At 66.3% G+C, this 12,341-nt stretch carries 13 protein-coding genes and 1 other RNA gene; 7 read left to right on the forward strand and 7 right to left on the reverse strand.

All coding sequences use genetic code 11. From position 1 onward, the window contains the following. Positions 1 to 99: 99 nt before the first annotated feature. Positions 100 to 1,035 (reverse strand): methionyl-tRNA formyltransferase, encoded by a 936-nt coding sequence (fmt, locus tag QW845_RS04620; RefSeq protein WP_315800480.1) that lies wholly within the window; start codon positions 1,033 to 1,035, stop codon positions 100 to 102. 137 nt (positions 1,036 to 1,172) lie between these two features. Next, positions 1,173 to 1,700: a peptide deformylase gene (def, locus tag QW845_RS04625; protein ID WP_315800481.1), complete on the reverse strand. Its 528-nt coding sequence runs from the start codon at positions 1,698 to 1,700 to the stop codon at positions 1,173 to 1,175. 170 nt (positions 1,701 to 1,870) lie between these two features. Between def and QW845_RS04630 the strand changes: the two genes are divergently transcribed. Further along, positions 1,871 to 3,103: a DNA recombination protein RmuC gene (locus tag QW845_RS04630; protein ID WP_315800897.1), complete on the forward strand. Its 1,233-nt coding sequence runs from the start codon at positions 1,871 to 1,873 to the stop codon at positions 3,101 to 3,103. A 43-nt stretch (positions 3,104 to 3,146) separates the two neighbouring features. Further along, positions 3,147 to 4,529 carry an AmpG family muropeptide MFS transporter gene (locus QW845_RS04635; protein ID WP_315800482.1) on the forward strand — a complete coding sequence of 461 codons (1,383 nt, stop codon included), beginning with the start codon at positions 3,147 to 3,149 and terminating at the stop codon, positions 4,527 to 4,529. Positions 4,530 to 4,695: 166 nt separating this feature from the next. Here the strand turns inward: QW845_RS04635 and QW845_RS04640 are convergent, their stop codons facing one another. The 5 genes from QW845_RS04640 to ffs form a co-directional block, all read right to left on the reverse strand. Further along, complete coding sequence (locus QW845_RS04640) at positions 4,696 to 5,121, reverse strand: hypothetical protein (RefSeq protein WP_315800898.1); 426 nt, start codon at positions 5,119 to 5,121, stop codon at positions 4,696 to 4,698. A 20-nt stretch (positions 5,122 to 5,141) separates the two neighbouring features. Continuing rightward, positions 5,142 to 5,741, reverse strand: coding sequence for a recombination mediator RecR (gene recR / locus QW845_RS04645; protein ID WP_315715349.1), 600 nt, complete (start codon positions 5,739 to 5,741; stop codon positions 5,142 to 5,144). A 25-nt stretch (positions 5,742 to 5,766) separates the two neighbouring features. After that, positions 5,767 to 6,087 carry a YbaB/EbfC family nucleoid-associated protein gene (locus QW845_RS04650; protein ID WP_315715348.1) on the reverse strand — a complete coding sequence of 107 codons (321 nt, stop codon included), beginning with the start codon at positions 6,085 to 6,087 and terminating at the stop codon, positions 5,767 to 5,769. A gap of 76 nt (positions 6,088 to 6,163) precedes the next feature. Beyond that, the gene (locus tag QW845_RS04655; RefSeq protein WP_315800483.1) at positions 6,164 to 8,002 is read right to left on the reverse strand and encodes a DNA polymerase III subunit gamma/tau; all 1,839 of its coding nucleotides are present in this window, start codon (positions 8,000 to 8,002) and stop codon (positions 6,164 to 6,166) included. A 146-nt stretch (positions 8,003 to 8,148) separates the two neighbouring features. Next, positions 8,149 to 8,245, reverse strand: an RNA gene (ffs, locus tag QW845_RS04660) — signal recognition particle sRNA small type. A gap of 144 nt (positions 8,246 to 8,389) precedes the next feature. Between ffs and QW845_RS04665 the strand changes: the two genes are divergently transcribed. The 5 genes from QW845_RS04665 (at position 8,390) to QW845_RS04685 (ending at position 12,317) form a co-directional block, all read left to right on the forward strand. Next, positions 8,390 to 8,809, forward strand: a complete 420-nt coding sequence (locus tag QW845_RS04665) for an HIT family protein (RefSeq protein WP_315715346.1) — start codon at positions 8,390 to 8,392, stop codon at positions 8,807 to 8,809. Positions 8,810 to 8,812: 3 nt separating this feature from the next. Then, positions 8,813 to 9,757 carry an NAD(+) diphosphatase gene (nudC, locus tag QW845_RS04670; protein WP_315800484.1) on the forward strand — a complete coding sequence of 315 codons (945 nt, stop codon included), beginning with the start codon at positions 8,813 to 8,815 and terminating at the stop codon, positions 9,755 to 9,757. Positions 9,758 to 9,887: 130 nt separating this feature from the next. Then, entirely contained in the window at positions 9,888 to 10,388 is a 501-nt protein-coding gene (locus QW845_RS04675; protein WP_315800485.1) for an Lrp/AsnC family transcriptional regulator, read from the forward strand. Between the two features lie 112 nt (positions 10,389 to 10,500). Further along, positions 10,501 to 10,830, forward strand: coding sequence for a hypothetical protein (locus QW845_RS04680; RefSeq protein ID WP_315800486.1), 330 nt, complete (start codon positions 10,501 to 10,503; stop codon positions 10,828 to 10,830). 20 nt (positions 10,831 to 10,850) lie between these two features. Beyond that, positions 10,851 to 12,317, forward strand: coding sequence for a methyl-accepting chemotaxis protein (locus QW845_RS04685; protein ID WP_315800487.1), 1,467 nt, complete (start codon positions 10,851 to 10,853; stop codon positions 12,315 to 12,317). The last annotated feature ends 24 nt before the right edge of the window (positions 12,318 to 12,341 follow it).

Genomic DNA, 12,341 nt, shown 5'->3' on the forward strand with positions numbered 1-12,341 from the left:
GCCGTCATTGCCGGGCTTGACCCGGCAATCCATCCATGGACGAAGCTTGTTCGCGAGATGGATGCGCGGGTCAAGCCCGCGCATGACGAGCTGAATTGGTCAGCCGAAGCGCAGGCCCGGCGCGACGGGCGTGCCGCGCAGGAAATCCGCAGCCTTCATCGGGCCCTTGCCGGCGCGCTGCAGCTCGGTCACGCGGATGGCGTCGTCGGCGCAGGCAATGGTGAGCTGCTCGTCGAGCACGGCGCCCGGCTCGCCCCGGCCGTCGGCGAGCGCGCAGCGCAGGATCTTCAAACGCACCGCCTCGCCATCGAGCATGACCGCGCTCCAGGCGCCGGGGAACGGCGACAGGCCGTGAATGTGACGCAGCACCGTATGCGCCGGCTTCGTCCAGTCGATCCGCGCCTCGGCCTTCTCGATCTTGGCCGCATAGGTCACGCCATCCTCGGCCTGCTTCGTCAGCGTCAGCCCGCCCCGCTCCAGCGCGGCCATCGCGCGCACCATCAGGTCGGCGCCGATCCGCGACAGGCGATCGTGCAGATCGGACGCCGTCATCGCATCGGTGATACCAAGACGCTCCGCCATCGCGACGTCGCCGGTGTCGAGACCGACATCCATCTTCATGACCATCACGCCGCTTTCGGCGTCCCCTGCCATGATGGCACGGTTGATCGGCGCAGCGCCGCGCCAGCGCGGCAGCAGCGAGGCGTGGAGGTTGTAGCAGCCGAGTTTTGGTGCATCGAGAATCGCCTGCGGCAGGATCATGCCATAGGCGACGACGACGGCGGCGTCGGCCTGGTGGGCGCGGAACGCAGCCAGCGCGTCCTCGGTCTTCAGCGTCTTCGGCGTGAGCACGGGAATGCCGAGCCGCCGCGCCTCGGTCTCGATCGGAGTCGGGACCAAGGCCAAGCCACGGCGGCCACCCGGCTTCGGCGCGCGCGTGTAGACGGCCACGATCTCGTGGCCGTGGCCGGCGAGCTCGAGCAGGGTCGGCACGGCGAAATCCGGCGTGCCCATGAAGATCAGGCGAAGCGGCATCTGGTGCGCCCCTCAAGGCTTCATCCTGCCGTCATTGGCCGGGCTCGTCCCGGCCATCCACGTCGCAATGCCAACGCGAGAGGCAAGACGTGGATGCCCGGGTCAAGCCCGGGCATGACGGAGGAGAGAGTTGATCGTTACTCGCCGGCGCGCTTGGCGGCCTTGGTGAACTTCTTCATCACGCGGTCGCGCTTGAGCTTCGACAGATAGTCGATGAACAGCACGCCGTTGAGATGGTCGATCTCGTGCTGGATGCAGGTGGCGTAGAGCCCCTCCGCATCCTCCTCGCGGACCAGCCCGTCGAGATCGGTGAAGCGCACGCGCACACGCGCCGGCCGCTCGACCTCCTCGTAATATTCGGGGATCGACAGGCAGCCTTCCTCGTAGACCGACAGCTCGTCCGACTTGGCAACGATCTCCGGATTGATGAAGACGCGCGGCTCGCGCTTGCCTTCCCCGTTCGCGTCGGGCTTGGCCAGATCCATGGTGATGACGCGCAGCGGCTGCGCGACCTGAATCGCTGCGAGCCCGATGCCTGGCGCGTCGTACATGGTCTGAAACATGTCGTCGACCAGCTGCCGGATCTCCGGCGTGACCTTCTCGACCGGCTTGGACACCAGCCGCAACTGCCGGTCCGGCAGGATGATGATTTCTCTTAGGGACATGGCGCGCGATTTAAGCCGCGGAACCGGCGCGGTCAATGTGATGGCCCGCAGTTAAGACTTCGCTAACCATGAATTTCAATGTCTCGTTAACCATGATTCTTTACCCGGCCTTAACCATAAATGTTCTCTCTTCGTTCGCGAGCTCTTGCGAATCGGATAGATGGGGGGTGATGACCGCCAGCCAGTCCCTCAATCCTGTCGTCGTCATGATCGGCGATCTGCCCGTGCGCGCCAGCGACGCGCTGATCGGGTTTGGCGTGCTGGTTCTGCTCCTGCTGCTGATGATCGTCGCGGCCGTGGTGCGCTCCGGCCGGCGCGGCGCCGAGCTCGCGGCCCAGCAGGCGATACGCGCCGATGAGATCGAACAGCGGTTCGGCGAGATGATCCGGGTGCAGAGCGAGGCCTCCGGCCGGGTCGACGCGATGGCGCAGCTGCTTGCCGGGCGGCAGGTGGACCTGGCGCGCAGCGTCAACGAGCGGCTCGACGCCGTCACCCATCGCGTCGGCCAATCGATGGAGCAGACCACGCGCCACACCATGGATTCCTTGCGCGTGCTGCACGAGCGGCTCGGCATCATCGACAACGCGCATCGCGATCTCAGCGAGCTCACGACACAGGTCACGACCTTGCGCGACGTGCTCGCCAACAAGCAGTCGCGTGGCGCATTCGGCCAGGCGCGCATGGAGGCGATCGTCCAGGACGGGCTGCCGAAGGGCAGCTACGCCTTCCAGTACACGCTCGTCAGCGGCAAGCGGCCGGACTGCGTCGTGTTCCTGCCCGACACCAGGCCGCTGTGCATCGACGCGAAGTTTCCGCTGGAAGCCGTGACCGCGTTGCATGATGCCGAAACCGAAGAGGAGAAGCGCGCCGCCGCGCAGCGGCTGCGCACCGACGTGCTGCGCCACGTCAACGACATCGCCGAGAAGTACCTCGTGGTCGGCGAGACGCAGGACACGGCGCTGATGTTCGTGCCGTCGGAATCGGTCTACGCCGAGATCCATGACGGCTTCGACGACGTCATCCAGAGAGCCTATCGCGCCCGTGTCGTGCTGGTGTCGCCGTCGCTGCTGATGCTCGCGATCCAGGTCATGCAGCAGATCATGAAGGATGCGCGCATCCGCGACGCCGCCGACCAGATCCGCAACGAGGTGATCCATTTGGGCGACGACCTCGGCCGCCTGCGCGAGCGCGTGCTCAAGCTGCAGAAGCATTTTGGCGATGTCGGCGAGGACATCCGCCAGATCCTCATCTCCGCCGACAAGATCGAGAAGCGCGCCGCGCGGATCGAGGAGCTCGATTTCAGCAAGCCGGATGCGCCGGCGGACTCTCCGCGCATTGCGCCGGGCGCGGGCGCGACGCCGGACCTGTTTCCGCTGGCGGGGCGGATGCAGGCGGGGGAATGACCGCGGCGTCGCGAAAGCTGTCCAGATCTGCTACCACCCACCGATGACCGCACCTGACGCCGCCTCCGACATCAGAGCAACCGCTGCAAAGCCTGAGGCCAAGCCCGCCCCCACCTGGCGCGAGAGCATGGCCGTCTACCTGCAGCCGCGCGTGCTCGTGGTGCTGTTCCTCGGCTTCTCCTCGGGTCTGCCGCTGGCGCTGTCCGGCTCGACGCTTCAGATCTGGATGCGCGAGCTCGGCGTCGATCTCGGGACCATCGGGCTGTTCGCGCTGGTCGGCACGCCCTACACGCTGAAATTCCTTTGGGCGCCGCTGGTCGACGCGCTGCACGTGCCGCTGCTGACGCGCGCCTTCGGGCGGCGGCGCGGCTGGCTGGTGTTCGCGCAATTGCTGCTGATCGCGGCCATCCTGCTGCTGGCCGTGACTGACCCGGCGCATGCGCCGTTCATGGTCGCGCTGGCCGCGCTGCTGGTCGCCGCGATGTCGGCGACCCAGGACATCGTGGTCGATGCCTTCCGCGTCGAGAGCCTTCCGGAGAGCGAGCAAGCCGCGGGCATGGCGGCGTATGTCGCCGCCTACCGCATCGGCATGCTGGTCTCGACCGCCGGCGCGCTGGTGGTGGTCAGTGCATTCGAGAACTCGGGGTTGACGCGTCCGTCGTCCTGGATGTGGGGCTATGTCGCGATGGCCGGAATGGTGCTGATTGGCACGATCACGGCCCTCGCGGCGACCGAGCCGGCACAGTCGCAGCAGGCGGAGGCCGCGATGGGCGCGGACACCGCGCTCACCCGCGTGATGCATGCGGCCGCCGGAGCCTTCGTCGAGTTCCTCAGCCGACGTGATGCGCTCACGGCGCTCGCCTTCGTCGTGCTGTTCAAGTTCACCGACGCCTTCTCCGGCACGATGACCGCGCCGTTCGTGATCGATCTCGGCTTCAGCAAGGTCGACTACGCCGCGATCGTGAAAGGCGTCGGCCTCGCCGCCACGCTCGCCGGCGGCTTTGCCGGCGGCTTCGTCGCGCGGCGCTATTCGCTCGCCACCAGCCTGTGGATCGGCGGCATCGTGCAGGCGCTGGCCAACCTGTCGTTCTCATGGCTCGCCATCGTCGGCGTCAATCAATGGGCGCTGGCGCTGGCGATCTCTGCGGAGAACTTCACCAGCGCGATCGGCACCGTGATCTTCGTCGCCTATCTCTCTGCGCTGTGCCAGAATCCGCTGCACACCGCGACCCAATATGCGCTGCTCACCGCACTCGCCGCGGTTGGACGAACCTATCTGTCATCGGGCGCGGGCTATGTGGCGAAGGCGACCGGCTGGCCCACATTCTTCGTCATCTGCGCGCTCGTCGCGATCCCGAGCCTCGTGCTGCTTGCTTGGCTGCAGCGGCGCGGGCATTTCGATGAATTGGGGCCAGTGAAGGTCTAGCTGCCGCCTGGAGTTAGACTGTCATCCTCCGCGAAGGCGGGTGATCCGGCATTGCGGAGACGTCGGCGATCGACCGCGAGACCGCGGCGTACTGGATCGCCCGGTCAAGCGGGGCGATGACAGCGGAAATCGTGGCGTTGCATTCGCGTGAATGCTCCCAGCGGCCTCAACGCTTCACCAAGCTCCACTTGGTCACGACCGCCTCGCTCATCTGTCCCGCATCCTGCGCGCAGGCGATCTCGTCGACCTTGACCGCGATCTGCTTGCCGAGCAGCCCCTTGAGCTGCGACGCCTGCGCCGTGTTCGCGGTGACGAGCTGGAACGTCTCCGGGCCGGTCTCGAGATTGCACAGCCCGCTCGGCGGCGGCAGGCGGCGCGGCTCGCTGGTGATCTGATAGGCGGCGGAGGGCTGGCCCGGCTTGGCGCCTTTCAGCTTCAGCGCGTTCAGCTCGCCGGACAGCACGTCACCAGCATTGAGCGGCTTGCCGACCTTCTGCGGTGTCTCGCTCTGCTGCGCCAGGACGGACGGAGCCGAGAGCGCCACCCAAATCGCGCCCAAAGCCAGCCGTTTGCCGAATCCGCGTTTCGTCATCATTCCACTTTCGTCTGTGCCTAGAACAAGGTCCGCTGCCGCATCGCGGCCGAGAGCGTGCCTTCGTCGAGATAGTCGAGCTCGCCGCCGACCGGCACGCCATGCGCCAGCCGCGTGACCTTGACGTTCGCCTCCTGCAGGAGGTCGGTGATGTAGTGGGCGGTGGTCTGGCCATCGACCGTCGCGTTCAATGCGAGGATGATCTCCTGCACCTCCGGCGCATGCGCGCGCTGCACCAGCGCGTCGATGGTGAGGTCCTGCGGACCGACTCCGTCGAGCGGCGACAAGGTGCCGCCGAGCACGTGATAGCGGCCGTTCGAGGCCTTGGCGCGCTCCAGCGCCCAGAGATCGGCGACATCGGCGACGACGACGATCATCGCGGGATCGCGCCGCGGATCGGTGCACACCGTGCAGGGATTCTGGGTATCGATGTTGCCGCAGGTCTTGCAGACCTGGATGCGGTCGATCGCGACCTGCAGCGCCGAGGCGAGTGGCACCATCAGCGCCTCGCGCTTCTTGATCAGATGGAGCGCGGCACGCCGCGCCGAGCGCGGCCCGAGGCCGGGCAGGCGCGCAAGCAGCTGGATCAGGCGTTCGATCTCAGGACCGGCGACGGCCATCAGTTCACGAATGTCATCGGGTCAACTAACCAAAACCGAAGCCTGGCGGCAGGCCGAGCTTGCCGGTGATGGCCTGCATCTTCTCCTGCATCGCGGCTTCCGCCTTGCGCCGCGCGTCGCCGTGCGCGGTGACCAGCAGGTCTTCCAGGATCTCGGCCTCCTCCGGCTTGAGCAGCGACGGATCGATCTTGATGCTCTTCACGTCCATCTTGGCGGTCATGCGCACGGCGACCAGACCGCCGCCCGAGATGCCCTCGACCTCGACGTTGCCGAGCTCCTCCTGCATTTCCTGCATCTTCGTCTGCAGCTGCGCCGCCTGTTTCATCATGCCGAGAAAGTCAGCCATCGGAGCACCTCATCATCAGCCTTCTTGTTGAGCATGATCTTTCGGAAGACCGGTTTCCACGTTTCCGGATCATGCTCTAGAAATCGTCATCGTCGGACTCGTCGGGCGGCTCGACAGCACTGGCGTCCGATTCGGGCGGCTCGGGGGCGAGCCGGCGCACTTCGACCACCTTGGTGCCCGGGAACCGCGCCAGGATCTCCTGTACGCGCGGATCGGCCTCCGCCGCCGCCTCGCGCTCGCTCTTGGCGCGCAGATTCTGCTCGCGCAAGGTCGCCTGACCCGGCTCGTTGGAAACGATCACCGTCCAGCGCCGGCCGGTCCAGTCTTCCAGCTTGCGGCCGAGGTCCGAGACAAGCGAGCGTTGCGCCGTCCGTTCCAGCGCGATCTCCAGCCGTCCCTCTTCGAAGCGGACCAGCCGCACGTCCATCTCCAGCGCGCTCTTGGTGATCAGGTCACGATTCTTGCCGGCCAGCGCGACGAGTTCCTGGAAGCTCGCCAAGCGCAGCGCGGGCTGGTCCTGCGATGCCGGTGACGGCTGCGATGACATCGCCTGCGGGCGCATCGAACCGCCGACCGCGGCGAGCGTCGGGCCTTGCGCGCGCGGCGCCTGCATCGGCGCCGACGTCATCACAGGCGGCGTTCCCGCGCTCATGGTGGATGCCGGCGCAGGACGCGCCCCGCCGCCGTTCGTGACGATCGGCGAGCCACCACCGTTCTGGTCGATCATCCGAATGGCTTCGTCAGGCGTCGGCAGATCGGCCGCATAGGCAATCCGCACCAGCACCATTTCCGCCGCTGCAGCCGGGCGCGTCGCACCTTGCGTCTCGGCGATGCCCTTCAGCAGCATCTGCCACATCCGCGACAGCACCCTCATCGACAGCTTGGTGGCGAAGTCGCGCGCACGCAGCCGCTCGGTCTCGCTGAAGGCGACGTTGTCAGCCGTGGCCGGCACGACCTTCACCCGGGTGACGAAGTTCACGAACTCGGCCAGGTCCGACAGCACGACCACGGGGTCGGCGCCGACGTCATATTGCTCGCGGAATTCCTTGAAGGCGGCGGCGATGTCGCCGCTGGCGAGATGGTGGAACAGGTCGATGACGCGAGTGCGGTCGGCGAGGCCGAGCATCTGCCGGACATCGTCGGCACGGACCTCGCCGGCGCTGTGCGCGATCGCCTGATCGAGCAGCGACAAGGAATCGCGCACCGAGCCTTCGGCGGCGCGCGCGATGATGCCGAGCGCCTCGGGCTCGATCGTCACGCCTTCCTTGGTCGCGATGCCCGAAAGATGTTTCATCAGCACGTCGGCCTCGACCCGCCTCAGGTCGAAGCGCTGGCAGCGCGACAGCACCGTCACCGGGACCTTGCGAATCTCGGTGGTGGCGAACACGAACTTGGCGTGCTCCGGCGGCTCCTCCAAGGTCTTCAGGAAGGCGTTGAACGCCGCCGTCGACAGCATGTGGACTTCGTCGATGATGTAGACCTTGTAGCGCGCGCTGGCCGGCGCATAGCGGACGCTGTCGTTGATCTGGCGGACGTCGTCGACGCCGGTATGGGACGCCGCGTCCATCTCCAGGATGTCCATGTGCCGGCTTTCCATGATCGCCTGGCAATGGGTGCCGAGCACCGGCATGTGGATCGTCGGGCCCTTCACCGAACCGTCGGGCAGCTCGTAGTTCAGGGCGCGGGCGAGGATGCGGGCGGTGGTGGTCTTGCCGACGCCGCGGACGCCGGTCAGGATCCAGGCCTGCGGAATCCGGCCGGTCTCGAACGCGTTCGAGACCGTGCGCACCACGGCCTCCTGGCCGATCAGATCCGCGAAGCTGGAGGGGCGGTATTTGCGCGCCAGCACCCGGTAGGGCTTGGCGGGAGCGTCGGCGCTGTCAGGCGGAACAGGTGGGGCGCCAGCGTCAGTCATCGAGCGATCCGCAAGTGAGCATTCCAGTCCGGCATCGATCGCGATCGTCGACGCCATCAGCCTCGACGCAATCAACCGGAGCGCGGTCGAGCGCCCGCCCTGCGCGGGGTCCCCGCCATCTTTGCGCGATTCGCTCGAAAAAACAGGTAGGAGACTGACGAGCGACCCGATCCGGACCTCGTTAGGGCTGCTTCCTTCCGGACCTGACCCGGTTGGCGAGTGGCTCGTCCACCGCCAATCTCCCGCTGCCTATTTGGGGCCAAATGGTCCGGAAAGCAAGCGCGAGCTTCGCCGGCCCGCTCTACCGCCCCGCGGGCTTGTGCCGCAGCTCGGAAAGGCTTTAGGTGCCGTCGAGCTCCCGCCTGACCATCCGCCAGGAACCGCCGCATGCCCGAATCAGCCTGGTCGCTGCATCCGCAACTTGCGAAGGATACGATCGACATTGGCGACCTGCCGCTGTCCCGCGTGCTGGTGATCAAGGACGCGAACTATCCCTGGCTGCTGCTGGTGCCGCGGCGCGAGGGCGCGGTCGAGATCATCGATCTCGACGAGGTCGCGCAGGCGCAGCTGATGACCGAGATCACGCGGGCGTCACGCGCGCTCAAAGAGATCACCAAATGCGACAAACTCAACGTCGCCGCGCTCGGCAACATGGTGCCGCAGTTGCACGTCCACATCATCGCGCGACGCACAAGTGACGTGGCCTGGCCGCGACCGGTGTGGGGCGCCGCGCCGCCTGTGCCCCACGATGCGCAGGAGGTGCAGCAGTTCATCAGCGCTATCAGGCGCAAGATCTGGCTAGGGTGAGAGATGTCGCCATTCGACTTGTTTCCGCTGGGCAAGCCGGCCTTCGTCGGCCATCCGATCGATCGCGCCGCCCATCTGCGCTTCCACGACGACAAGCTGATTGCCTTCGAGAGCAAGCCGTCGACGCGGGCCTATGTCGTGCATCGCGATTCGCTGGTGCTGAAGCGCGAGGGCGACCAGCTGCGCGCGCTGCTGTCGATCGACGAGGCGCTGAAGTTCGGTGCCAATCCGGGAACGATCTTCCTCGGGCTGCAGGACGGAGCGGCCGTGTTCGGCATGGGCATCTCGCCGGCCGCGGTCGAGAAGCTCGCCGGGCGCGAGGACGTGTCCGTGACCGAGCTGCGCGGCATGGCGATGCAGGGCGCGATCCCGGTCGACCAGCTCGCCACCATCGCGATGGCCAAGTCCCTGGTGTCCTGGCATCAGCGCCACGGCTTCTGCGCCAATTGCGGCGCCAAGACCGCCATGCGCGAGGGCGGCTGGAAGCGCGAATGCCCGAGCTGCAAGACGGAGCATTTCCCGCGCACCGATCCGGTCGTGATCTCGCTGGTCGCCTCCGGCGACAAGTGCCTGCTCGGGCGGCAGAAGCAGTTTCCGACCGGCATGTATTCCTGCCTCGCCGGCTTCGTCGAGGCGGCTGAGACGATCGAGGACGCCGTCCGGCGCGAGGTGTTCGAAGAATCCGGCATTCGCTGCACCGACGTGACTTATTACATGACCCAGCCCTGGCCCTACCCGTCGTCGCTGATGATCGGCTGCAGCGCCCGGGCACTCAACGAAGACATCGTCATCGACCGCACCGAGCTCGAGGACGTGCGCTGGTTCAGCCGCGACGAGGCCCGGCAGATGCTGCTGCGGCAGCATCCGGATGGCTTGGCAGGACCGCATCCGTTCGCCATTGCTCATCATCTGGTCGGCCGCTGGTTGAAAGAGAACGACGAGCGGTAGCAGGAAACCACCCCACCCCGCCGCGGAAACCGTCAGCCCCGGCCGCAAAGGGCTGAACGGCCAACCCTTGTCTTGGAACGATTTTCTCTATATGTGGGTCATATAGCCTTCATATGGAACAAATTTCTCCATGACCGATTTCGCCGCCCAAGGCTCCGAGGCCAATCGCCGGCTCGATGCGATTGACCGCAAGATTCTGATGGTCCTGCAGGAGGACGCATCGCTGTCCGTCGCCGAGATCGGCGATCGGGTCGGACTGTCGTCGACACCGTGCTGGAAGCGCATCCAGCGGCTGGAGGCCGATGGCGTGATCCTGCGCCGGGTGGCCCTGGTCGATCAGAACAAGATCGGGCTCGGCATCTCCGTGTTCGTGTCGGTGGAGAGCGCGGACCATTCCGAGGCCTGGCTGCGCAAATTCGCCGAGGCGGTCAGCTCGATGCCGGAGGTGATGGAGTTCTACCGGATGGCCGGCGACGTCGACTACATGCTGCGCGTCGTCGTTGCGGACATGCAGAGCTACGATGTCTTCTACAAGAAGCTGATCAGCGCGGTGCCCCTCAAGAACGTCACCTCGCGCTTCGCCATGGAGAAGATCAAGTCGGTCACGGCGCTGCCGGTGCCGCCGGTCTGAGCCGAGCATTCCGGGCCGCTTCGATGTTGCAGCGCTAGCGTCCCCAATCTCAGTCGTCATCCCTAACGAACGTTTACCGGAAGTTATTCCCATCCCTCTATTCTTGGATGCGATGACGTCCGGTGCAACCATACCTCAGTCTTCGCGCCCGTGGCTCAATGCCACGGCGCTTCTGATCGCGAGCTTTGTCGCGGTCGCCGCGCTGTCACTCCAAGTGCGCGCGGGGAGCGAAATCGTGGCCGTCGCTTTCCCACCCTGGTGGAGCGCGCAACACGCGATGCTCGCCGCGGCCTCGGCTGACGCCGCGCTCGTGCGCACAACGGCCATTTCATCGCTGCTGGTCGTTCGTCCCGGCGAACATGACGGCTCGGCGCGGCTGCGCGAGGCCGGAGCCTGGCTCATCATCGATCCGCAGGCGGTCTCTGCCTGCTTTGCAAAATGATCTCTTTGGGGGAATCGGAAATGAACGTCGAGACCAGCGATCTGGCAACCCTCCGGCACACGACCAGCAAGCTTCTGCTGGCGATGCTCTGGGTTCACGTTCCGCTCTCCCTCATCATCGGGCTGTCGCGCGGCGACTGGCTGATGCCGACCATGCTCATGGTCGTCATGGCAGTGGTGGCAACCCTTTCCTGGCGCAGCGCCGGCGACGCCTTGTCGACCCAGCTCACCGTCGCAGTCGCCGTCATGGGCGGCGTATCCGTGCTCGTCTACCAGATGTCCGGACATGCCTGGCAGATCGACCTGCACATGTATTTTTTCGCCGCGCTCGCCTGTCTGGTCGCATATTGCGACTACCGGCCGATCCTGGCCGGCACGGTCGCCGTCGCGCTTCATCATCTGGTCCTGAACTTCGTGTTTCCTGCAGCGATCTACCCGGGCGGCGCTGATTTCGGCCGCGTTGTGCTGCATGCGGTCATCCTGCTGATCGAGGCCGGTGTTCTCATCGCCCTTGCGCTCAAGCTGACGCAGCTGTTCGAAACCAGCGCGCGCAAGACCGCGGAAGCCGAATCGGCGATCGCTGCCGAGGCGCGCGCCAACGCCGAGCGGTTCGAGGCCGAGCAACGCGTCAAGCAGCAGGCGGACCTTGCCCGTCGCGAGCTCGCCGAAGGCTTCGAGCGCAAGATCGGCGGCATCGTCGAGGCGGTGGCCGTCGCCGCCAACGAGATGCAGAGCCTGTCCTCGTCGATGAGCCGGAGCAGCGCGGAGTCCTCGCGCCAGACGTCGGCCGCGGCCGGCGCCTCGCAACAGGCGTCGACCAATGTCGAGACGGTCGCTGCCGCAACGGAAGAGCTGACCGCGTCGATCAACAATATCTCACAGCAGGTGACGCGGTCGGCGGAGATCGCCGCGAAAGCGGCGGACGAAGCTCGCCGCACCAACACGGTGGTCGAGAGCCTGGCTGCCGGCACCCAGAAGATCGGCGAGGTGGTGACGCTGATCCAGACGATCGCCAGCCAGACCAACCTGCTGGCGCTGAACGCCACCATCGAGGCGGCGCGCGCCGGCGAGCACGGCAAGGGTTTTGCCGTCGTGGCAAGCGAGGTCAAGGCGCTCGCCAACCAGACCGCGAAGGCCACCGAGGAAATTTCCAGCCAGGTGCAGAGCATTCAGAGCGCAACGGGTGACGCCGTCTCCGCCATCCAGGCGATCGGGGGAACGATTGCCGAGATCGACGACATCTCCAAGGAGATCGCCACCGCGGTCGAGCAGCAGGGCCTCGCCACCGGGGAAATTTCCGGCAACGTACAGCAGGCGGCCGAAGGCACGCGGCTGGTCAGCCAAAGCATGGGCAGCGTGACCCGCGCTTCCGACGAGACCGGCAGCGCCGCCTCGCGGCTGCTGGAATCCGCGAACGGACTCACCTCGCAATCGAGCCGGCTCAAATCCGAGGTCGATCAGTTCCTGAGCTCCCTGAGGGCCGCTTGATCCCATCGAATGGGATGGGATCGG

The organism is Bradyrhizobium sp. SZCCHNS3002, from assembly GCF_032377435.1.
In the GTDB taxonomy this organism is placed as follows: Bacteria; Pseudomonadota; Alphaproteobacteria; order Rhizobiales; family Xanthobacteraceae; genus Bradyrhizobium.

Bases quoted from the DNA above. Each gene is read 5' to 3' on its own strand.
- def (WP_315800481.1), bottom strand. From the start codon at position 1,700: ATGTCCCTAAGAGAAATCATCATCCTGCCGGACCGGCAGTTGCGGCTG.
- QW845_RS04640 (WP_315800898.1), bottom strand. From the start codon at position 5,121: ATGACGAAACGCGGATTCGGCAAACGGCTGGCTTTGGGCGCGATTTGG.
- QW845_RS04650 (WP_315715348.1), bottom strand. From the start codon at position 6,087: ATGGCTGACTTTCTCGGCATGATGAAACAGGCGGCGCAGCTGCAGACG.
- QW845_RS04655 (WP_315800483.1), bottom strand. From the start codon at position 8,002: ATGACTGACGCTGGCGCCCCACCTGTTCCGCCTGACAGCGCCGACGCT.
- QW845_RS04675 (WP_315800485.1), top strand. From the start codon at position 9,888: ATGACCGATTTCGCCGCCCAAGGCTCCGAGGCCAATCGCCGGCTCGAT.
- QW845_RS04665 (WP_315715346.1), top strand. From the start codon at position 8,390: ATGCCCGAATCAGCCTGGTCGCTGCATCCGCAACTTGCGAAGGATACG.
- fmt (WP_315800480.1), bottom strand. From the start codon at position 1,035: ATGCCGCTTCGCCTGATCTTCATGGGCACGCCGGATTTCGCCGTGCCG.
- QW845_RS04680 (WP_315800486.1), top strand. From the start codon at position 10,501: ATGACGTCCGGTGCAACCATACCTCAGTCTTCGCGCCCGTGGCTCAAT.
- nudC (WP_315800484.1), top strand. From the start codon at position 8,813: ATGTCGCCATTCGACTTGTTTCCGCTGGGCAAGCCGGCCTTCGTCGGC.
- recR (WP_315715349.1), bottom strand. From the start codon at position 5,741: ATGGCCGTCGCCGGTCCTGAGATCGAACGCCTGATCCAGCTGCTTGCG.
- QW845_RS04630 (WP_315800897.1), top strand. From the start codon at position 1,871: ATGACCGCCAGCCAGTCCCTCAATCCTGTCGTCGTCATGATCGGCGAT.
- QW845_RS04635 (WP_315800482.1), top strand. From the start codon at position 3,147: ATGACCGCACCTGACGCCGCCTCCGACATCAGAGCAACCGCTGCAAAG.
- QW845_RS04685 (WP_315800487.1), top strand. From the start codon at position 10,851: ATGAACGTCGAGACCAGCGATCTGGCAACCCTCCGGCACACGACCAGC.